This window comes from Sporosarcina sp. BP05 (genome assembly GCF_014282005.1).
Lineage (GTDB): Bacteria > Bacillota > Bacilli > Bacillales_A > Planococcaceae > Sporosarcina.
The window spans coordinates 267,225-288,288 of record NZ_JACFTD010000001.1 but is presented as its reverse complement, the minus strand read 5'-3'; the positions used below and the strand labels follow the sequence as shown (position 1 = coordinate 288,288).

Genomic DNA, 21,064 nt, shown 5'->3' with positions numbered 1-21,064 from the left:
ATAGGGGGAAGTAATATGGATATTAAAAAAATGCAAGAAAAACCGCCTTATGGCATGATAGCCATCCTGTTCATAGGCGCATTTGTCGCTTTATTAAATAATACATTGTTGAACGTTGCATTGCCGACAATTATGGTTGAGTTCGATGTAAAACCATCAGTTGTCCAATGGCTAACGACTGGATATATGCTTATTAACGGTATTTTAATCCCGGCAAGTGCATTCTTTATACAAAAGTTCACAAATAGGAGATTGTTCTTAACAGCTATGGTGCTGTTTACTTTAGGGACGATTCTTGCAATGCTTGCACCATCATTTGGTGTACTTGTTGCTGCTCGGATGATTCAAGCGTGTGGATCCGCCATGATGATGCCGCTCCTTATGAACGTTATGCTGACGGCATTTCCAATTGAGCGTAGGGGAACTGCGATGGGGATTTTTGGTCTTGTAATGATTACAGCGCCGGCGATTGGTCCAACTCTATCGGGTTGGGTAATTGAACATTACACATGGCGAACACTTTTCGGTATCGTTTTACCGTTTTCCATTTTGACACTCATTTATGCGTTCTTTAAATTGCGTAACATTACACCGAACCGTGACATGAAATTAGATGTATTTTCGCTAGTTTTGTCTAGTGTTGGTTTCGGCGGGCTCCTTTACGGATTCAGTTCAGCGGGAGATAAGGGGTGGGATTCGCTACTTGTCTATGGAACGATCATTGTCGGTACGATCGCACTTGTAGCGTTTATCGTGCGTCAACTTCGTATGGATGACCCAATGTTGGATTTCAAGATTTACAAACATCCAATGTTCGCCTTATCGTCTGCTATCTCAATCGTACTATCGATTGCAATGTTTTCCGGCATGATTCTTACGCCCCTCTATGTCCAGACAATACGGGGAATTTCACCGTTCCATTCAGGATTACTTATGCTTCCAGGTGCGATTGTAATGGGGCTTATGTCTCCGATTACAGGTCGCTTATTCGATAAGTACGGTGCAAGGATTTTGGCGATCATCGGCCTTACGATCACAGTCATTTCAACATTCTATTTAAGTAGACTTGGCATGGAGTCTGGATATTATTATATTATGATGATTTATACGATTCGTATGTTAGGGATTTCAATGGTAATGATGCCTGTTATGACGAACGGGTTGAATCAATTACCGATGATCTCTAATCCACACGGAACGGCGATGAATAACACGTTGCAGCAAGTGTCCGGTGCAATTGGATCCGCGATTCTGTTAACAATTATGACGAAGCGGATGGAATCAACCGGTGCGGAGTTATTTGCAAAAGTCCAGGCATCAGGGAATGCTCCGTCAACAACTGAGGGGCTTGCAAAACTAAAGGAGCAATTGGAAGCACAAGCGATGCTTGACGGAATTAGTTTCTCGTTTTTCATCTCGACAATTGTCGCGATTGTTGCCTTGGCTCTGTCGTTTTTCATGAAACGTGTAGCGCTACCAACTAACGACAAATCACTTACTAAGTCCGAGGAAAGTAAAAAATAAGCAAAAGATTAAAGAGTGCTCTGCATGGGTATATATATATACCACTGCGGAGTTTTTTTGTTTCTGTTACTATTGAGTGAGAGGTAAATATTATAACGTATAATTGTAAGGACGTGGGAAAATGGTAGGAAGAAACGATCCGTGTCCATGTGGGAGCGGTAAGAAATATAAAAAGTGTTGTGCTGAGAAAAATGAATCACCTTTAGAGACACTTATTGATGAGGAACTTGAGCGTATCGTCTTTGGTGCATATGAACAAGCTACAGCCCCAGCGGATATATCAGAGTACGAAAGCCATAGAAGACACTGGAAAAGTAAACTTGATAAACTGATGGGACCGGATGACGTAGAAGAGGCTGTTAGTGAATATTTCTTATTCGTTGCGCGGCGTGATTTGTGGAAGCGTCATCTCCTCAGAGTTTTGAATAGCCCGTTAAGGGGTGCAGTTCGATCCGTTCTGGAATTATGGAAAGAGCCTATTGTTTTGTTTGCTAAGGTCAAAGAGGAGAAGGAAGGATATGTTGTTGTCCAAGAAATACTTGGCGAGGGCATGTTCAAACTGGAAAAGAAAGAAGGGATGCTACTAGAAGAGCATTCATTCGTATTCGGTATTGTTTTGCCGGATAATCGGGACCAGAATAATGATATCTACGTAATCTCTTCACTCATGTTCATTAATGATTGGAATGGCTCCCTCGAAAAACAGATAGTTGAACTTGCGGAGTCAAGCGGATTTGATAAGAGTCTCGCGTTCTATAATGAGCATATGACAGACGTCTACGAAATTTTGCTTGCCAGGGATTCACGAACAGTGAATGAACTCATAGAGCATGATTTTACTCCGGTTCAGCAAGAAGTAATCGAGAGCCTTGATGAAGTGCTTGAATTAAGAAATACGCCTAAAGAAGCGCGTGAATTACTGAGGAATATTGTCGTAACGTATTTCTTGAAAGAGCGCCCCAACTTCCGAAAACCTGGTGTTATCGCCGCTGCAGTATTTTTTGTAGCAATTGATTTAGGAATCATGGAAGATGAAGAATTGACGAATGCTGAAATTGCGAAATTGTTCGTTGTATCGACAAGTTCGATGATGAAACATGCAGATAATATCCGTGAATTTGTTATTGAAATGTACGAACGGAGTCGTCAGCAAGTGGAGGAATAACTCTTTACATGGAATGATTAGCGATATAAATGAATAGGATAGAAGTGGATTAACCCTGGACGGGCATTAAATCGTCCGGGGTTTTTCATTTTCGGTAAAATTAAAGGGATATGGTAGGAAATGTCGAATTGATAGGTGATGTAAGCGTTTTCAAAATGATGTATTAAAGAAAGGGGCATGTTGCAATGCGACTGAACAATTATATCGGAGGTTCATGGCAGGAAGCTGGTGGGGCAGATTATACGGCAGTCTTGAATCCGGCAAATGGTATGGAGCTGGCGCAAGTAAGATTATCGACTAAAGAAGATGTGAGTCTTGCGGTAAAGTCGGCGAAAGAGGCTCAGAGAAAATGGGCACTCGTTCCCGCACCGAAACGAGCAGACTTTTTATATGAAATTGGACGGCTTATGAAAGAGAAGAAAGAGCATTTATCGCAGGTATTGACGAAAGAAATGGGGAAAGTCATCGAAGAGGCACGCGGTGAAGTGCAGGAAGGCATTGATATGGCGCTCTACATGGCAGGAGAAGGACGCCGGATGTTCGGGGAAACAGTACCTTCAGAGCTTCAAGACAAGTTCGCAATGAGTGTCCGTGCGCCAATCGGAGTTGTCGGGCTTATAACGCCATGGAATTTCCCAGTGGCGATTGCGACATGGAAATCGTTCCCGGCAATTGTCGCGGGCAATACATTCATCTGGAAACCAGCAACGGAAACACCTATGATGGCGTACGAAATGGCACTTATATTTGAAGAAGCAGGGCTCCCTGCAGGTGTTGCGAATATTGTTTTCGGGTCGGGAGCGGAAGTTGGAACAGCAATGATTGAACACCCCGATGTTCGCGTTATTTCATTCACAGGGTCGACTGAAACGGGTCGTCATGTTGCGGAAACTGGTGGACGCCATTTGAAAAAAGTGTCGCTTGAAATGGGTGGTAAAAATGCGGTCATCGTTATGGATGACGCGGATATCGAACTGGCAGTGGAAGGGATCCTTTGGAGTGCATTCGGTACAGCGGGTCAGCGTTGTACAGCATGTAGCCGCGTCATCGTGCATACAGATGTAAAGGAAGAACTCGAGCAAAAACTTGTGGAAGCGATGAAAGTGTTATCGATTGGCGATGGACTGGATGAATCAGTAAAAATCGGCCCAGTGATCAATAAAAAAGCGCTCGATAAAATTCATGGTTATGTCGGAATTGGCAAGGATGAAGGTGCGAAACTTCTTGCGGGTGGAAATATATTGACGGCTGGAAAACTTGCGGATGGCCATTATTACGAACCAACTTTATTCACAGATGTGAAATGGGATAGCCGCCTTGCGCAAGAAGAAATTTTCGGGCCTGTCGTTTCGCTTATTGAAGTTTCAAGTCTAGATGAAGCGATTGAGGTCAATAACAGTGTGAAGTTTGGACTTTCAAGTTCAATTTTCTCGCGCGATGTCAATAAAGTGTTCCGGGCACAACGTGATCTTGATACAGGTATTGTCTACGTGAATGCTGGAACGACAGGTGCCGAAATCCATCTGCCATTTGGCGGAACAAAAGGGACGGGCAACGGGCACCGCGATTCTGGTGTTGCCGCACTCGACGTATTCACTGAATGGAAAAGTATTTATATAGACTTTAGCGGGAAATTGCAACGCGCGCAGATTGACACAGACTAATACCTAACGTTAGGGGATGGGGAAATGAAGGTTGTCATACTTGGAGCAGGTTTAATGGGGAAAGAGGCAGCACGCGATCTAGTGAAAAGTGATGACGTAGAAAGAGTATATTTGACTGATCTGAACGTCAAGCAGGCGGAAGACTTTGCAGAGGAGCTCATGTCCGAAAAGTTAGACGTTTTACCACTGGATGCGAAAAATGATCAGCAATTAAGCGAAGTTATGGCACTAGGGGACGTGGTTATCAATGCGCTATTCTATACGTTTAATGAAAAGGTTGCTCGAACCGCAGTAGATATCGGTGTTCATTCCATTGATCTTGGCGGTCATATCGGCGGTGCAACGGATGCAGTGCTCGGTCTAGCAGACGAGGCGATTGCGAAAGGCGTGACAATCATACCAGATCTAGGGGTAGCTCCTGGAATGATTAATATTCTTGCTGGTTACGGGGCGGGGAAGCTTGATAAGGTTAACGCTATTAAACTATATGTTGGGGGGATTCCGGTGAAACCGGAGCCGCCACTTAATTATAATGTCGTCTTTTCATTGGAAGGCGTGTTTGATCATTACACTGATCCTTCTCACGTTATTCGAAATGGACAACTGTTGGAAGTTCCATCATTGTCCGAAATCGAAACGATCCATTTTGATAAATACGGCGAGCTTGAAGCGTTTCATACATCAGGCGGCACGTCGACACTGACGAAATCGTTCCCGAACGTGGAGACACTCGAATACAAGACGATTCGATACAAAGGGCATGCGGAGAAATTCCAGCTATTTGTCGATTTAGGCTTGCTGTCACGGGACAATGAAGTGACTGTTGACGGTCATAAAGTGAAAGTCCGCGATGTCATGAGGGAGCATCTGTCACCGCAACTTCGCCTTGGTGAGAAATCGGATGCGGTGTTGCTGCGCGTCATTGTAAGCGGTGAAAAAACGGGTATGCCGGTAACATACGAGTACGATCTTATTACGGAGAAGGATACGGCGGTAAATGAGACTGCAATGGCGCGTGCGACGGCAAATACGATTTCCATTGTGGCGCAAATGATTGGCAATGGCACCATTACGAAACGTGGAGTCCATCCGCCAGAGAATATCGTACCCGGCGAATTGTATATTGAAGAGATGAAAAAGCGCGGTGTCGTTATCGAAGAAAGTATCGAGTCGAACGAGGCACATGTCTGACTAGAAAAGCGGAAGGCGCCTAAAAGGAACGCAGCTTAAGTGCGCCACTTCCTGTGGCAACAGCTGCATGACCTACTTCCTGTAGGCCCGCGACAGGCATAAGGCGGACCAACGGCGCGGTGAACTTCCGCATAGTTGGTCTGACTATCAAGGAACACAGCCTAAGTGCGCCACGTCCTGCGGCAACGGCTGCGTAATTCACATCCTGTGAGCCTCCGAGCGGCTGGTGCCTGGAGCTAGACACTAAGAAAGTAAGGGGATGAAAAAGTGGACTTCGGATTTACGGAAGAACAGAAGATGCTGAGGAAAACGGCGCGCCAGTTCGTCGACGCAGAAATTATGCCGCATATCCAGAAATGGGATGCACAAGGTGGATTCGATCAGGCGATTTGGAAGAAGCTTGCGGATCTTGGCTTCATGGGCGTCTGTATACCCGAGCAATATGGTGGCAGCGGTATGGATTATAATTCGCTTGCGATATTGTGTGAAGAATTGGAGCGTGGGGATACGGCGTTCCGGACGGCGGTATCGGTCCATATCGGCTTGAACTCGATGAGTCTAATGCAGTGGGGCAATGAAGAGCAGAAACAAAAATACCTACTACCACAAGCGAAGGGTGAAAAAATAGGCGCATTCGGATTGACAGAACCGGGTGCAGGTTCCGATGTCGCGGCGATGGCGACAACCGCGGTGCGTGACGGAGATGACTACGTATTAAACGGTCAAAAAACATGGATTTCCCTTTGTGATGTCGCGGACCATTTCCTTGTTTTCGCGTATACGGATAAAGCGAAGAAACATCATGGTATTAGCGCGTTCATCGTTGAACGGACGACACCAGGTTTTTCATCGAAAGCGATCAAAGGGAAATATGGCATTCGTGCAGGCAATACTGGCGAACTGTTTTTCGAAGATATGCGTGTCCCAGCTGCGAATTTATTAGGCGAAGAAGGCGACGGATTCAAAATCGCTATGGCATCACTTGATAATGGACGTTTCACTGTCGCTGCGGGGGCGGTTGGCTTAATCATGGGTTGCCTCGAAGAAAGTGTGAAGTATTGTCATGCGCGCGAAACGTTCGGTAAGGAAATCGGCAGGCACCAACTTGTCCAGCAAATGGTTGCTAACATGGAAGCGGGCTATCAAATGAGCCGTCTTCTTGTCTATCGAGCCGGTGAAATGAAAAATAAAGGCTTGCGCAATACGCGCGAGACGTCACTTGCGAAATGGCAGGCATGCGATTTTGCCAATAAAGCAGCGGACGATGCGGTTCAAATTCACGGCGCTTACGGCTATTCAGATGAATACCCCGTCGCCAGATTCCTACGTAACTCAAAAGCACCTGTTATCTATGAAGGAACGCGTGAGATCCATACGGTTATGCAGGCGGAATATGTGCTCGGCTATCGGGAAGACAAGAAATTGAGTAATAGGCTACCTGAGTGGCCGTTTGAGTAAACTCGAAAAACCTGATGTGGAACTAGCATTAGGTTTTTTCGTCTTTCTCAACATCTTTCTCAATAGTGCCAAAATTCGTGGTAAAATAATCCTTGAAACTACTTTTCCATAAATAAGGGGTGCTGTAATATGAAAGTCGATTCATCATTTAAAATAGAGCCATCTTTAAAGATGGCCATTTTTACCCCTGCTATTTTCGGGGATTTAAAAGCAGCTGCTGAAGCCAAAAGGACGACCGGAGCCGAAATTTTTGATTTGAGTCTGGGCAGTCCCGATCTCTCGCCGGACGAAAAGGTTAGACAAGCTTTATCGAAACAAAGTGCATTGGCAAATACATACGGCTATACACTTGGCGGTACAAAACGCTTTAACGAAGCCGTCGCGAATTATTACGAAAGACGTTCCGGTGTTACGCTTAATCCAGAAACAGAAATCATTCAAACAATGGGATCCCAAGAAGGATTGGTCCATCTACCACTTGCGTTTTGCAATGAAGGGGACTTTGTGTTGACGACAAATCCCGCATACGTTGCATATGAAGCGGGCATTAAGCTTGCGGGTGCAGTTCCTTATGAAATGCCGTTGCTAGCGGAAAATGGATTTTTACCAGACTTGGATGTGATTCCTGAAGAGGTTTCACAAAACGCTAAATTACTTATTTTGAATTTACCGGGTAATCCAGTACCAGCGATGCCGAGCACAGCATTTTTTGAGAAAGTAGTAGCCTTCGCCAAGAAATATAATGTTATCGTGCTGCATGACGCTGCCTATTCCGAATACTATTTCACAGGTGATTCTCCGATCAGTTTCTTATCGACACCGGGTGCAATGGAAGTCGGAATGGAGATTAATTCATTATCTAAAAGCTTTAGCCTTGCCGGTGCCCGTATTGCGTATATTGCCGGTAATGCCGAGATGGTTCACATTTTGAGACAACTGAAATCGAATTTGGATTATGGCACATTTGGTCCGATACAGGAAGCAGCTGTAGTTGCACTTGATAATGCGGAAGAGATTACGTATCGTCTGCGGACAGAGTTTTCTGCGCGCCATAGGGTGTTAATGAAAGGCATGGAGGAAATTGGTTGGTCTGCTACTCCTTCAAACGGTGGCATGTTCGTTTGGGCAAAATACCCGTTTGACATGGATGATAAGGAATTTGTGTTTAAAGTAATTGAACAATGTGGTGTTGTCATGGTTCCGGGCAGTATCTTCGGTTCTGAAGGCGCCGGATTCGTTCGGTTAGCGCTTGTTCAGAAAGTGGATGTACTGCAGAAAGCCGTCGACCGATTGCGGGATTTAGTAATTACTCGATGAAGTAAATAAGGGTTATGAAAATGGAGTTAGGAAGTAAAAAAGAGCGTTCTTAAAAGAAATACGCTCTTTTTTTGAGTGATAAAACTTATTTTCTTTAAAGGGGAATAAAACTCATTATTGATGTGGTTATTTCGATTATTAATATTATCTAATTAATTTATTGATAATGTTAATTCGTTGTTTAATATTACTAAGTTTCTGTATTAATATTATTGATTCGATACGATATGATGAATACAAATGAAAGGAGGGAACTAAAGTTTATCCTTTTTCAAAAGAAGACTCCCACTTCAATCGTGTCACGGGCATAGCCCAACGATAAGTGGAAGATGAATTTCGGTTAGGCATAAGCCTAAAATAATTGCCTCCCGGGAATGTATGTTCTATAATCAGGGTAGAAACTATGCTGAAGCGAGGTGTACGTCAATGCTCGTCAACAAAGCGTACAAGTTCCGAATCTATCCCACGAAAGCACAAAAAATACTCATTGCCAAAACAATTGGCTGTTCACGTTTTGTGTTCAATCACTTTTTAGCCAAATGGAATGAAACCTACAAAGAAACTGGTAAAGGTCTTACTTACAACATCTGTTCTTCCCAATTACCCCAGCTTAAAAGCGAGCTCGATTGGCTAAAAGAAGTCGACAGCATTGCCCTTCAATCCTCATTAAAAAATCTTGCTGATTCTTATTCACGATTCTTTAAGAAACAAAATCAAGCACCCCGATTTAAAAGTAAGAAAAACAATGTCCAATCCTATACGACGAAACATACCAACGGAAATATTGCGATCGCCGGTAATCATCTTAAGCTCCCAAAACTTGGCCTCGTTAAAATCTCAAAGAGTCGTGAAGTAGTAGGGAGAATTATGAATGCAACCATCAGACGCAACTCAAGTGGAAAGTACTTCGCATCCATCCTGGTCGAAACCGAGGTGGAGGAAAAACTAAAAACTGGGTCTGTTGTCGGGATAGATGTCGGATTAAAAGACTTCGCAATTCTTTCAGATGGAGCAGTATACGAAAATCCGAAATTCTTTCGTTCACTTGAAAAGAAGCTGGCAAAAGAACAACGGATTCTTTCAAGACGTAAAGAACAAGCACTGAAACAACATAAACCGCTATACGAAGCAAAAAACTACCAAAAACAACGAATTAAAGTAGCTCGTATTCAGGAAAGAATTGCCAATAAAAGAGCTGATTTCTTGCATAAACTCTCTACTGAAATCGTCAAAAACCACGACGTCATCGGTATCGAGGATCTGCAAGTCGCTAATATGCTCAAAAACCATACTTTAGCAAAGGCAATCAGTGAAGTCAGTTGGTCACAATTTCGGACACTGCTTGAATACAAGGCGAAATGGTACGGAAAACAGGTTGTCGTTGTCGCAAAAAACTTTCCCTCCAGCCAGCTCTGTTCAAGTTGTGGTTACCGAAACAAAGACGTTAAGCATCTCGCATTGCGTGAATGGGAATGTCCAACATGCAATACGCACCACAACCGAGATAGGAACGCAAGTATAAATTTGAAAAAAGAAGCGCTAAGACTTCTAACCGCAGGAACTGCGGGGCTAGCCTAACTTATAACTGACGGTTACGTCGGTGATCTTAGGAATCTCCTACTTCTAAACGAAGTGAAAGTGGGGGTAGTTCAATATGGCCTATCAAGTTATTAGTCACTGTCCTGTTTGTAGCGAAACACTAAAAATCACTAAGTTGCATTGCTCCCACTGTCACACAACCATCGAAAATGAATTCGAATTATCCAAATTGGTATCACTATCGAATGATCAACTTCGCTTCGTTGAAGTTTTTCTAACGTGTAGGGGAAACATTAAAGAAGTTGAAAAAGAACTGGGAATTTCCTATCCTACGGTTCGTGGCAAATTAAATGAAGTTGTTAGCTCCCTTGGATTTGAAACGAAGAAGAAAAACGAGGTAGATGAGAAAAAGGTAGTTGCAATGTTGGAAAGCGGAGAAATATCTGCGGAAGAAGCCATTAGGCTATTAAAAGATGAATAGGGGGATTTAGCTTTGAGTGCAGAAATTGAAAAGATAATCACGATGGTTCAAGAAGGTAAAGTTGATGCAGCAAAAGCGTCAGAACTTATCCGAGTATTGAAAGATCGGGAATCGGGGAGTGATCTTTCTTCCAAGTCACCCGTATATGCTGATAAAATGCTGAAAGTCCGTATTGTATCTGCGGAAAACGACAATGTTTCAGTTAATGTTCCGATTAAACTTGTGAAAGTCGTTTTGTTAGCCGGACATAACATCGCTGCTAGTATTCCACAATCGGAAAAGTATGTAAAAGATATCGATATCGCCTTACTTTTGGATGCGATTGAGAATGAATTGGACGGTCAAATTGTTGATGTTAAATCTGCAAATGGAGATACAATTTCAGTTGCGATTGAATAGGGTGACAGTATGCTAAACGTCAAGGTGAAAGCGGGAGCAGTACGGCTTTTCATTCCAGTCCCTTATGTGATTCTTAGCATAGGTATTTCTATAATTTCCTCGGGACTCGTTAATCGACTTATTAATAAGTGGGTGAAGGAATCCATAAAGGAAAAAGAACAAACATTCACGATGCCGCCATTAAACAAACAAGAACTCAAAAGTATTGTGAGCGAATTGAAAAAACATAAAGGACTTGGGTTAGTTAATGTCAAAGCAAAGGATGGTACAGAAGTTGTTATTAAGTTATAAGTGGCTTGATAACCTAAATGTACTGTCCTATAAGTAAGATTGAGGCGCCTCTATTGTCCACAAATACCAATTAATCAAGAAATCAATATACCTTTAGGCCACTGTCTAATTCCTGAAGTTCTATCTAACTCGAGAACTTGAATGGTCTTCTCAGCGGTCTTTTTGTCGTGAAAATAAGCCGTAAGATTTATATATTTCGGGCGATAAAACGGTGTTTGTTGATATTGGGTTTACATACATCTACTATGATAAACTTATCAAATAAAGATTCAACAGAATGGAGTTAAAAACTATGGATAAGAAAAAAGTCGGCTTAAAGCCGTTTTTCTCTCTAATATTATCAACAGGGATCCCGAAGTTAGCTTTAGCTGTCGGCTTGACGGCTGGCGTGTTGACAACACTTGCCGGTTTGGTTGTCCCTTTGCTAACGAAAAATTTAGTGGATGGCTTTTCAGTTGCCTCGCTAAGCGTTCCGCTAATGATTGCTATTGGGGTAGCATTTATTGTTCAAGCGGTAATTGATGGGGTATCCATTTATTTACTGAGTTATGTAGGACAAAAAGTAGTTGCGAGATTACGTGAACGCATGTGGACAAAGCTGATTCGTTTGCCTGTCAGTCACTTTGACAAGGAATCTAGCGGTGAAACGGTGAGCCGTGTCATCAATGATACGGGAATCGTGAAAGAATTGATTACACAACATTTCCCGCAATTCATTACGGGTATTATTTCGATTATAGGTGCGGTGACGATTCTACTCATTATGGATTGGAAAATGACACTTATCATGTTGATTGCTGTTCCAATTACAGTGGGAATCATGATTCCACTTGGCACCAAAATGGCGAAGATTTCACGTGGACTACAAGATGAAACAGCAATATTCACAGGTAATATTCAACAAACACTAGGCGAGATTCGTTTAATGAAAGCTTCTAATGCCGAACAGAATGAAGAGGCAAGTGGGAGAGCTGGAATCGGAAAATTACTCGGTTTTGGCTTGAAAGAAGCTCGTATTACTGCTCTTATTGCTCCCTTGATGTATCTAGTAGTTATGGTGGTCATCGTTATGATCATTGGATATGGCGGTATGCGTGTTGCGAACGGCACAATGTCGACGGGTTCACTTGTTGCATTCCTCCTGTATCTATTCCAAATTATTTTTCCAATTACATCATTTGCGATGTTTTTCACACAACTGCAGAAAGCGAAAGGTGCAACAGAGCGCATTATCGACATTTTGGAATTGCCATTGGAAGAAGGACAAGATGGCTTGGTGATGGATATTGCGAACAAACCAATTCAAGTTGTGGACGTATCGTTTGCTTATGAAGACGATGAGCCGGTGATTGGCAACGTGAGCTTTGAGGCCCAGCCTGGTGAAATGATAGCATTCGCCGGACCAAGTGGTGGTGGGAAAACGACTATGTTCGGATTACTTGAACGTTTTTACGAACCAACAGCGGGTGAAATTCAGATCGGCGGCACACCAATAAAAGAGTTGTCGATGGCGTCGTGGCGCAGTCAAATCGGTTACGTTTCACAAGAGAGTGCCATGATGGCAGGGACAATACGTGAAAACTTATGTTACGGATTAGAAAATGGGGAAAGTATTCCAGATCAAAGGCTTTGGGAAGTTGCTGAAATGGCGTATGCCGACGAATTTGTTAAAACATTTTCGAAAGGCTTGGACACCGAAGTCGGAGAACGAGGTGTAAAACTTTCTGGAGGGCAAAGGCAGCGTATCGCCATCGCACGTGCTTTTTTACGGGATCCGAAAATATTGATGATGGACGAAGCAACCGCGAGCCTAGATAGTCAATCGGAAGGCGTCGTTCAAGATGCGCTGACACGATTGATGGAAGGGCGCACTACGTTCGTCATCGCCCACAGGTTATCAACAATAGTCGATGCGGATAAAATCATTTTCATTGAAAATGGGCAAGTGACAGGCAGTGGAACCCATAAAGAATTGATACAATCACATGCGTTGTATCGTGAATTTGCCGAACAGCAATTGGCGTAGGGAAAAGACAATTCTTATGCCGGCGATTAACAAGGTGTTGCCCCACAATTTGTAATTTCTACTACTTATGGGGCACCGCCTTTTTATGTTTTGCTTTGAATGGGTTTCCTTATTTCATTTTAATTGTGTAGGTGACTGTGTTTTGTGTTATACTATTCTTACTATTAGTGAACGGAGGTGAGGAATGATGTTAGACACTGTGTATGCACGTGAAAGTCTATTGGAATATTTAGCCACTTCATGTGCGATTACTCATGAAATTAAAGTCAACGGGATGAGTCTGTCCTTTTCTAGACAATTTCAGTAGTCACACAGCTGTTTAGCATGCATTCCTTACGATATTTTTTCAAGAGGGAAGGCCGCTTACACGCGGTCTTTTTGCGTTGTCTAGACTCCGGCGCATTTCGGGTCTACCAAGACGCTTGCTCTTTAAGTAAGATGCTTCCAGTTGTGAAAACAGAACGAAGGGAAGCGGAAAATAATGATCTGTACAATTCAACAAATAAGCAAAATGCTCGGTGGGAATATGATTTTTGAGAACCTTTCTTTAGAGATTAAAACAGGCGATAGATTAGGGGTTGTCGGGCGAAATGGTAGCGGAAAAACAACGTTGTTTAAGTTGATTTCCGGAGCGGAGCAACCGGACAGTGGGGCAATTCACTTTAAAAAGGGAACGAAAATAGGTTATTTAGCACAAATCCCTTTATTCGAAAAAGAAACGACCGGCTATGATGTGCTTAACAGTGCATTTGTAGAACTAAAAGAAATGCAGGCGAAAATGTCGGTGTTAGAGGCAGAGCTAGCCAATGCGGGAAACGCTGACATGGATAAGTTGCTTCGGGTATACGGAGATTTGCAGGAGGAATTTGCCAACCGTGATGGCTATGCCGTAGACTCCGAAATTGAGAAAGTCATTAATGGATTGCAATTGAAACCATTTGTCGGACGTTCCTTTGCGCAATTGAGCGGTGGCGAACAGACGAAGATAATGCTAGGGAAGCTATTATTGACGAAACCTGAATTGCTGTTATTGGATGAACCGACGAATCATTTGGACTTATTTGCAGTCGAATGGTTGGAAGCGTATTTAACGGATTACTTGGGAACAGTTGTCATCATTTCGCATGACCGTTATTTTTTGGATTGTGTCGTGACGAAGGTCGCGGATCTTGAAGAAGGGGAGATTCATCTTTATTACGGGAATTATTCTGCCTTTATTCTCGAAAAAGAAGCGCGTCTTATGAGGGAGTTTCAGGATTACGAAGAGCAACAAAAGAAGATTAAAAAAATGAAAGAGGCCATTAAACGGCTCCACCAATGGGCAAATGAAGCCAATCCTCCAAATCCAGGATTGCACCGACAAGCGCGCAATATGGAACGAGCGCTTGAACGGATGGAAAAAGTAAAGAAGCCACTTATCGATCCGAAGAAAATGACTTTGTCGTTTGAAGCTGCACAGCGCAGTGGTAAGGAAGTGGTTGTAATGGAAGGAATCACGAAATCATTTGGTCAACAGGAGCTATTGAAGGGGGCCGACTTCCATGTCTATTGGAAGGATCGGACAGCGATTGTTGGGCGGAATGGATGCGGGAAATCAACCATACTAAAAATTCTTTTAGGCGAGCTTCCGATTGACGCTGGATTGAGTAAAGTAGGAAGTAACGTCAAGATTGGGTTCTTGTCACAGCACTTTGAAATCAAGGATCCGAAAGCGCGTCTGATAGATGTCTTTCGTGATGAAGTAAATGTTGCTGAAGGGGAAGCCCGGCATATATTGGCGAAGTTTATGTTTTACGGTCCAGATGTATTTATGAGAGTTGGAGACCTAAGTGGTGGAGAGCGGATGCGACTCCGTTTGGCGCAACTGATGTATCAGGATGTTAATTTCCTTGTGCTAGACGAGCCGACAAATCATTTAGATATTGAGTCACGTGAAGTGCTTGAAGAGGCACTGGAAGACTTTACGGGCACAATCGTTGCCGTTTCACATGATCGTTATTTCTTGAATAAATTATTCTCCCGCACAGCATGGTTGGAAGGCGGGCTTATAACGACATTTGAAGGACCGTATAATTGGGCGCGTAAGAAGTGGCAGGAGCTTCAAAGTCGCTTGGTAGTTGAGGTACCTGAACCAATCGCAGTAAAAAAGCTGAAGATAGAAAAAACGGAAAAAAGGATAACTATAAACGCGGAACAAGAAATAAAGAGGCTTGAACAATCAATCGATGCATTGGAAAAAGAAGCGGAAGATGAATCAGATTGGATGAAATGTGAATCAATGATGGCGGAAGTTGCCGTGATGAAACAAGAGTTAGACTCTTTCTATGAAATGTGGATGAGTGAAGTGGAATAGGGAACTGAGTACACAGTCTGAGAGGGAGTAGCTAACAGTAATCCTTTCTCAGACTTTTTTATCCGGAAGAAAAACCTTGCATAATACGAGTAGCCGGAGTAATATAATGACTAGATGACCGAAGCGGTTTTACGGTCAATAAAATAATCCATTCAAAGTGAGGTGGAAAAATGGACCGCAGGCAAGAAATTCTCGAGGGAGCCGCGAAATCATTTTCGTTGTTCGGCTATAAAGCAACAACCATGGACCAGGTAGCGAAAATTGCGAACGTCGGCAAAGGAACAATCTATACGTTTTTCGCCAATAAAGAAGAACTGTTCAATGCGATTGTGTTAAAAATGATTAACGAAATGCGGGCGGAAGCGGATGCTGTTTCTGTTGAAGGTGCGCCATTCGAACAAAATGCGCATGCCAGGCTGATGCAAATGCTCAAATTCCGCGGAACACATCAATTGTATGCGAAGTTAATAGATGAAGAAAAAGAACTGCGCACACCTGCTGTTGGTGAAGTGCTACAGGCAATTGAAAAAGAAATCATTTTTTATGTAAAAGAGAAGATTGAAAAGGGAATTGCCAAAGGTGAAGTATTGCCTTGTGATACAGAACTTGTCGCATATATATTATTTAAGGCGTATCTCGCGCTTGTCTCAGACTGGGGTAAAACCCACGATGAAGAGCTATCGGAAGAGCGTATCGTTGCGTTGTTAAATGGGACCATTTTTAAAAGTCTCTTAGTTTGAGGCTTCATTTTTTATTCTGAATTGACCGACTGAGTGAATTGGTCAACCAGTATTGGAGGAAATAGATAAATGAAGAATACAATGACATGGGCAGAGTGGAAACTGCTCTTACGTTCAAAAAAAATAATTGTTCCACTGATTGCTATATTGTTTATTCCTGTCCTTTATGCAGGTATGTTTTTATGGGCGTTTTGGAATCCATATGCCAATATGAGTGATTTGCCTGTTGCAATCGTCGACCTTGATAATGGAGCGGAAATGGACGGCAAGCAGTTGGCACTCGGAAAGGAACTGACCGATAAATTAATTGACAGTAAGCAGTTTGATTTTAAGAAAGTATCAAAATCAGATGCAGATAAAGGGCTTGAAAATGAAGATTATTACGTCGTAATTGAAATACCGGAAAACTTCTCCGAACACGCAACCACACTATTGGATGATGAACCGGAAAAATTAACAATTGTTTATAAGCCGAATGAAGGATTCAACTTCCTTTCTGCTCAAATCGGAGAAACAGCGATGGACAGAATTCGTGCAGAAGTGAATGAGCAAGTTGCTTCAACGTACGCGGAAAAGCTCTTTGATTCCATTACGGAAATGGGCGATGGATTCGGTGAAGCGGCGGACGGGGCCGGTGAATTACATGACGGTGCCGCAAAACTATCATCTGGAGCAGATGAATTGAAAGGGTATCTTGAAACGTTGGCAAGTAGCACGATTACACTTGCGGATGGTTCACAAAAACTTGCGCAAGGAGCGAACGATGCAGCTAAAGGTGCCAATGAGCTGAATAAAGGACTCGGTACTTTATCGCAAGGTTCAAAAGATCTTCTTGCAGGCGCACAAAAGGCTTCAGCAGGCGCTGGAGGACTTAAGGATGGAATCGCGGGCTATACAGAAGGCGTCGGTCAATTGGCCGCAAGTTACGGTCAAATAGGTCAGAAAGAAAAAGAATTTAACTCAGCCGTTAGTACTTTGAAAGAGAAATCAGGGCAATTGAACGGCGCGGCAGGTCAGCTTACTGGAGCGGCCGCAAATCTAACTACCGGAATTGAGGGATTGTCTACGCAGCTTGGTCCTGTACTTGCTGACCTCTCAGAGGAACAGCAAACGGCAATCAAAGAAACACTCGGCCAACTGAAACAAGGAAGCGCTGAACTTTCCGGCGGAATGAAAGAATTGTCTGCCGGCACAGCTTCACTGACAGCGGGTACCACGGAGTTAAATGGTGCTGCTAGTCAACTTTCTGGCGCTCATAGTCAGGGACTTGCTGGATTGGAGAAGTTGAACGGGTCTTCCGCACAACTCCTTGAAGGGGCGAACGCTCTTGCGTCAGGCAACGATACACTCGTAGCTGGATTGAAACAATTTTCAGAAGGCGTAGTGGTTGCGCGGAAAGGGTCATCTGATCTTGCATCAGGTCTAACTTCATTAACTGAAGGAACAGGTACACTGAAAACGGGAACAGAAACACTCGCATCTAAATCGCAAGAACTTGCCAAAGGATCAGCGACACTGGCTGATGGTATGGTTGAACTTGATGAAGGAACGCTGACACTGCAAGAAAAACTTGCAGAAGCAAATAAAACGGCAAGTGAAGTGAATCCAACAGACAAAACATATGGAATGGTCGGAGCACCTGTCGATGTAGAGAAGGAAGGCATTAACCATGTACCAAACTATGGTACCGGTTTTGCTCCATACTTCTTATCACTCGGACTGTTTGTCGGTGCACTTCTTCTTTCTATCGTCTTCCCCCTAGTTGAACCGGCTATTAAGCCAACAGGGGCATTCGGATGGTTCGCAAGTAAGGTTTCTGTGCTGGCCATCGTTGGTCTATTGCAGGCACTTATCGCAGCAGGGGTTGTCAAGTTTGCACTCGGAATGGAAACGGCTAATACACCGTTGTTCATTTTGACGGCGATCATTACGAGCTACACATTCATTGCGCTTGTACAAATGTGTGTGTCCATTCTTTCTGATGCGGGACGCTTTGTAGCAATCCTTGTCCTGATTTTACAGTTGACGACAAGTGCAGGGACATTCCCGCTCGAATTAATACCGGCACCTCTGCAAATTTTCAACACATTATTGCCGATGACGTATTCCGTCCAAGCATTCAAAGCCGCCATCTCAACAGGCAATATGTCGTTCCTTTGGATGAACAACGGCATCCTTATCGGATTCATGGTCGCGTTCCTTGCGATTACATTTGGATACTTTGCACTTGTTTACAAAAAGAGGTATTCGAAAGAAACAGTAGAAGCATAAATAAAGTAGCCCCTCTAGACGGAAGATATTCCGTGGTAGAGGGGCTTTTTCGTTGTTGAAGTAGGACGGAGAGTCGTGAAGTTGTGGCAATTGATGAATTAGTCATGGCGTGCAGAAACAATCCATTTAAGATCCGACAAAATCGCCGCCATCAACATGTATCGTCTGGCCGGTCATATAACTAGAATCACTCGAAGCTAGAAAGACATAGGCCGGCGCGTTTTCAGCAGGTTGACCGCGTCGTTTAACAGGCGTATTAGCCCCATGTTCTTTGACTTTCTTCGCATCAAACGTCGCTGGGATAAGCGGTGTCCAAATCGGACCAGGGGCAACGGCGTTGACCCGTATCCCTTTTTCGGCCAAGTTTAGTGCGAGAGAACGTGTAAAGGAAGTAATCGCTCCTTTTGTCGCAGAGTAATCGAGCAAATCTTTCGATCCGTTATAAGCAGTAATAGACGAAGTGTTGATAATGGCATCGCCACGAGCCATATGATTCAATGCAGCTTTCGTCATATAAAATAAACCGAAGAAATTTGTGTCGAATGTCTCGCGGAGCTGATCAGCTGAAATCAAGGAGATATCTTTTTGTGGGAACTGTTTACCTGCATTGTTGACGAGAATATTCAAACCACCGAATTCATTAATAACCTTATCCACTAGTTGCTCGCAATGTTCCTCCTCACTGATATCAATTCGAATTTTTAGCGCTTTTCCACCGTATCCTTCAATGAGTTTCATCGTTTTATCCGCGTCGATATCCTCCTGTTCACTCAAATATGCAATCGCTACATTCGCACCTTCCTTTGCAAATGCAACCGCTACTGCCCGACCGATTCCGCTATCTCCACCAGTAATTAAAGCATTTTTTCCTTTCAATTTGCCTGAACCGACATAATTCTCATCGTTATAAATTGGTGCAGGATCCATTTCAGCCTCTACACCAGGTTGCTGATCTTGAGTCTGCCCCGAAACCTGTTTATCAACTTTTTCGTATTTATCTTTCGACAAAATAACTCCTCCTAAGCAACTGTCTTGGAAGGAGTAGTCATTCCCACTCGTCTAACGAAATAAACGAAAATAGAAAAACCGACTGGAATATGGATCTAATTCGCGATTAATTCGATACTTCGGAGAGCTATTCCATTTTTGAATTGTGGCATTGAAGGGTTTGTGGAGTTATATGATTGGTTAGCCAAGTTATATGATCGCTCCTCGGACAATCAACCCATAGATTCAAAAAAGGGATTATCCCGTAAGTCGAAAATTACCGACTAACGAAACAATCCCTTTAAATTAAGTTAGAAGAAAAATAATCCGATACTAATAATGATACCGCTTAGGAACAGAACAAATAAACAATAACCCATAATATCTTTTGCACGAAGTCCAGCGATTGCGAGTGCCGGTAGTGCCCAAAACGGTTGGATCATATTTGTCCATGCGTCACCCCATGCGATGGCCATTGCTGTTTTCGAATAGCTGACGCCAAGAGTTTGTGCTGCTTCCAACATAATAGGAGCTTGCACAGCCCATTGTCCTCCGCCCGAAGGTACGAAGAAGTTTACAATTCCCGCTGCGTAAAACGTGAAGAGTGGGAATGTATGCTCATTCGAAATACTGACAAACGATTCGGAAATGACGCCTGCAAGTCCAGAGGCAACCATCATTCCCATAATTCCTGCATAGAATGGGAATTGGATAATGATACCGCCCGCCGTCTTCACAGCATTCGTAACCGCTGCAAGGAAGCGTTTCGGCGTCCCGTGGAAAATGATTCCGAGTGTGAAGAATATCAAGTTGACGATATTCAAATTTAAATCGAAGCCTTTTAAAACAAAATGCTGAATCAGGTAGACAAGACCGAGCGCACCAATCAGCATGGAAAGCGTAACACTGTTTTCGAGCTTGCTTGCTGGTGTGCGATCTGTATCTTCTTCAATTTGAATTGGTTCTTCCAACAGCTTTGGATCTACAGTAACCGTATCTTCCGGTTTCGGCATCATGAAGCGGTTCAAAATTGGAACGGAAATAATAAGTGCGACGACAATAATTATGTTATAGCTTGAAAAAATCGTTTCTGACGTCGGAACAACGCCCATGATGCCTGCGAATGGGTGATCTGCTGTGGCAATTGAAAGTGGAATCGATCCACCAAGTCCACCGTGCCAAATGATAAAGCCTGAGTAAGCGCTTGCAATTAAGAGCCGGTAGTCGACCGTTGTTACTTTGCGTGCAATCTCTTTTGCGAAAAGTGCACCGATAACGAGACCGAAGCCCCAGTTAATCCAACAAGCAATCAGCGATACAACCGAAACTAGAAGAATTGCAGATCCTGGTGATTTCGCGAATCCTGCCAGTGTACTTAATAGTTTCTTGAATACCGGACTGCTCGCTAACACATGTCCCGCAACAAGAACAATAACCATTTGCATCGTAAATGCGAGAAGCCCCCAAAAACCATCTCCCCAATACGTAACCATATCGAGTGGCCCGGAATCAGTTAATCCGAGACCTAGCAAGAACACGACCAACGTCAGAATTGCGACGAAAATATATGGATCCGGTAAATACCGCTCCATTAGTGTGTTCGACCACCTTGTTAATACTTTCACAAAACATCCCCCTTTTCTCTTGTCCTTCCTAAG

The 21,064-nt window shown here is 43.4% G+C and carries 17 protein-coding genes; 15 read left to right on the top strand and 2 right to left on the bottom strand.

The window, feature by feature from the left end; translation table 11 throughout:
- Positions 1 to 15 precede the first annotated feature (15 nt).
- The 15 genes from H2672_RS01190 (at position 16) to H2672_RS01125 (ending at position 18,419) form a co-directional block, all read left to right on the top strand.
- Positions 16 to 1,524 (top strand): DHA2 family efflux MFS transporter permease subunit, encoded by a 1,509-nt coding sequence (locus H2672_RS01190; RefSeq protein WP_186668088.1) that lies wholly within the window; start codon positions 16 to 18, stop codon positions 1,522 to 1,524.
- A gap of 121 nt (positions 1,525 to 1,645) precedes the next feature.
- Positions 1,646 to 2,689, top strand: a complete 1,044-nt coding sequence (locus H2672_RS01185) for an SEC-C metal-binding domain-containing protein (protein ID WP_186668086.1) — start codon at positions 1,646 to 1,648, stop codon at positions 2,687 to 2,689.
- A 185-nt stretch (positions 2,690 to 2,874) separates the two neighbouring features.
- Positions 2,875 to 4,353 (top strand): aldehyde dehydrogenase family protein, encoded by a 1,479-nt coding sequence (locus tag H2672_RS01180; RefSeq protein ID WP_186668084.1) that lies wholly within the window; start codon positions 2,875 to 2,877, stop codon positions 4,351 to 4,353.
- A gap of 24 nt (positions 4,354 to 4,377) precedes the next feature.
- Positions 4,378 to 5,544 (top strand): saccharopine dehydrogenase family protein, encoded by a 1,167-nt coding sequence (locus H2672_RS01175; protein ID WP_186668082.1) that lies wholly within the window; start codon positions 4,378 to 4,380, stop codon positions 5,542 to 5,544.
- A 267-nt stretch (positions 5,545 to 5,811) separates the two neighbouring features.
- Entirely contained in the window at positions 5,812 to 7,002 is a 1,191-nt protein-coding gene (locus H2672_RS01170; protein WP_186668080.1) for an acyl-CoA dehydrogenase family protein, read from the top strand.
- Positions 7,003 to 7,131: 129 nt separating this feature from the next.
- Positions 7,132 to 8,319, top strand: coding sequence for an aminotransferase class I/II-fold pyridoxal phosphate-dependent enzyme (locus tag H2672_RS01165; protein ID WP_255485231.1), 1,188 nt, complete (start codon positions 7,132 to 7,134; stop codon positions 8,317 to 8,319).
- Positions 8,320 to 8,745: 426 nt separating this feature from the next.
- Complete coding sequence (tnpB, locus tag H2672_RS01160) at positions 8,746 to 9,897, top strand: IS200/IS605 family element RNA-guided endonuclease TnpB (RefSeq protein ID WP_186668079.1); 1,152 nt, start codon at positions 8,746 to 8,748, stop codon at positions 9,895 to 9,897.
- Between the two features lie 76 nt (positions 9,898 to 9,973).
- The gene (locus H2672_RS01155) at positions 9,974 to 10,339 is read left to right on the top strand and encodes a DUF2089 domain-containing protein (protein ID WP_186668078.1); all 366 of its coding nucleotides are present in this window, start codon (positions 9,974 to 9,976) and stop codon (positions 10,337 to 10,339) included.
- A gap of 12 nt (positions 10,340 to 10,351) precedes the next feature.
- A complete protein-coding gene (locus H2672_RS01150) occupies positions 10,352 to 10,738 on the top strand; it encodes a hypothetical protein (RefSeq protein WP_186668077.1) in 387 nt (128 codons plus the stop codon).
- A gap of 9 nt (positions 10,739 to 10,747) precedes the next feature.
- Positions 10,748 to 11,029 carry a hypothetical protein gene (locus H2672_RS01145; protein WP_186668076.1) on the top strand — a complete coding sequence of 94 codons (282 nt, stop codon included), beginning with the start codon at positions 10,748 to 10,750 and terminating at the stop codon, positions 11,027 to 11,029.
- Positions 11,030 to 11,321: 292 nt separating this feature from the next.
- Positions 11,322 to 13,055: an ABC transporter ATP-binding protein gene (locus H2672_RS01140; protein WP_186668075.1), complete on the top strand. Its 1,734-nt coding sequence runs from the start codon at positions 11,322 to 11,324 to the stop codon at positions 13,053 to 13,055.
- 184 nt (positions 13,056 to 13,239) lie between these two features.
- On the top strand, positions 13,240 to 13,362 hold the full coding sequence (locus tag H2672_RS19810; RefSeq protein WP_370569572.1) for an RAxF-45 family protein: 123 nt from the start codon (positions 13,240 to 13,242) through the stop codon (positions 13,360 to 13,362).
- A 174-nt stretch (positions 13,363 to 13,536) separates the two neighbouring features.
- A complete protein-coding gene (gene abc-f / locus H2672_RS01135; RefSeq protein ID WP_186668074.1) occupies positions 13,537 to 15,408 on the top strand; it encodes a ribosomal protection-like ABC-F family protein in 1,872 nt (623 codons plus the stop codon).
- Positions 15,409 to 15,578: 170 nt separating this feature from the next.
- Complete coding sequence (locus H2672_RS01130; RefSeq protein WP_186668072.1) at positions 15,579 to 16,148, top strand: TetR/AcrR family transcriptional regulator; 570 nt, start codon at positions 15,579 to 15,581, stop codon at positions 16,146 to 16,148.
- A gap of 69 nt (positions 16,149 to 16,217) precedes the next feature.
- Positions 16,218 to 18,419: a YhgE/Pip domain-containing protein gene (locus tag H2672_RS01125; protein ID WP_255485230.1), complete on the top strand. Its 2,202-nt coding sequence runs from the start codon at positions 16,218 to 16,220 to the stop codon at positions 18,417 to 18,419.
- Between the two features lie 126 nt (positions 18,420 to 18,545).
- Here the strand turns inward: H2672_RS01125 and H2672_RS01120 are convergent, their stop codons facing one another.
- Positions 18,546 to 19,427 (bottom strand): SDR family oxidoreductase, encoded by an 882-nt coding sequence (locus tag H2672_RS01120; protein ID WP_186668070.1) that lies wholly within the window; start codon positions 19,425 to 19,427, stop codon positions 18,546 to 18,548.
- Between the two features lie 290 nt (positions 19,428 to 19,717).
- A complete protein-coding gene (locus tag H2672_RS01115) occupies positions 19,718 to 21,031 on the bottom strand; it encodes a short-chain fatty acid transporter (protein ID WP_186668069.1) in 1,314 nt (437 codons plus the stop codon).
- Positions 21,032 to 21,064: the final 33 nt, after the last annotated feature.

Bases quoted from the DNA above. Each gene is read 5' to 3' on its own strand.
- H2672_RS01190 (WP_186668088.1), top strand. From the start codon at position 16: ATGGATATTAAAAAAATGCAAGAAAAACCGCCTTATGGCATGATAGCC.
- H2672_RS01185 (WP_186668086.1), top strand. From the start codon at position 1,646: ATGGTAGGAAGAAACGATCCGTGTCCATGTGGGAGCGGTAAGAAATAT.
- H2672_RS01180 (WP_186668084.1), top strand. From the start codon at position 2,875: ATGCGACTGAACAATTATATCGGAGGTTCATGGCAGGAAGCTGGTGGG.
- H2672_RS01175 (WP_186668082.1), top strand. From the start codon at position 4,378: ATGAAGGTTGTCATACTTGGAGCAGGTTTAATGGGGAAAGAGGCAGCA.
- H2672_RS01165 (WP_255485231.1), top strand. From the start codon at position 7,132: ATGAAAGTCGATTCATCATTTAAAATAGAGCCATCTTTAAAGATGGCC.
- tnpB (WP_186668079.1), top strand. From the start codon at position 8,746: ATGCTCGTCAACAAAGCGTACAAGTTCCGAATCTATCCCACGAAAGCA.
- H2672_RS01155 (WP_186668078.1), top strand. From the start codon at position 9,974: ATGGCCTATCAAGTTATTAGTCACTGTCCTGTTTGTAGCGAAACACTA.
- H2672_RS01145 (WP_186668076.1), top strand. From the start codon at position 10,748: ATGCTAAACGTCAAGGTGAAAGCGGGAGCAGTACGGCTTTTCATTCCA.
- H2672_RS01140 (WP_186668075.1), top strand. From the start codon at position 11,322: ATGGATAAGAAAAAAGTCGGCTTAAAGCCGTTTTTCTCTCTAATATTA.
- H2672_RS19810 (WP_370569572.1), top strand. From the start codon at position 13,240: ATGATGTTAGACACTGTGTATGCACGTGAAAGTCTATTGGAATATTTA.
- abc-f (WP_186668074.1), top strand. From the start codon at position 13,537: ATGATCTGTACAATTCAACAAATAAGCAAAATGCTCGGTGGGAATATG.
- H2672_RS01130 (WP_186668072.1), top strand. From the start codon at position 15,579: ATGGACCGCAGGCAAGAAATTCTCGAGGGAGCCGCGAAATCATTTTCG.
- H2672_RS01125 (WP_255485230.1), top strand. From the start codon at position 16,218: ATGAAGAATACAATGACATGGGCAGAGTGGAAACTGCTCTTACGTTCA.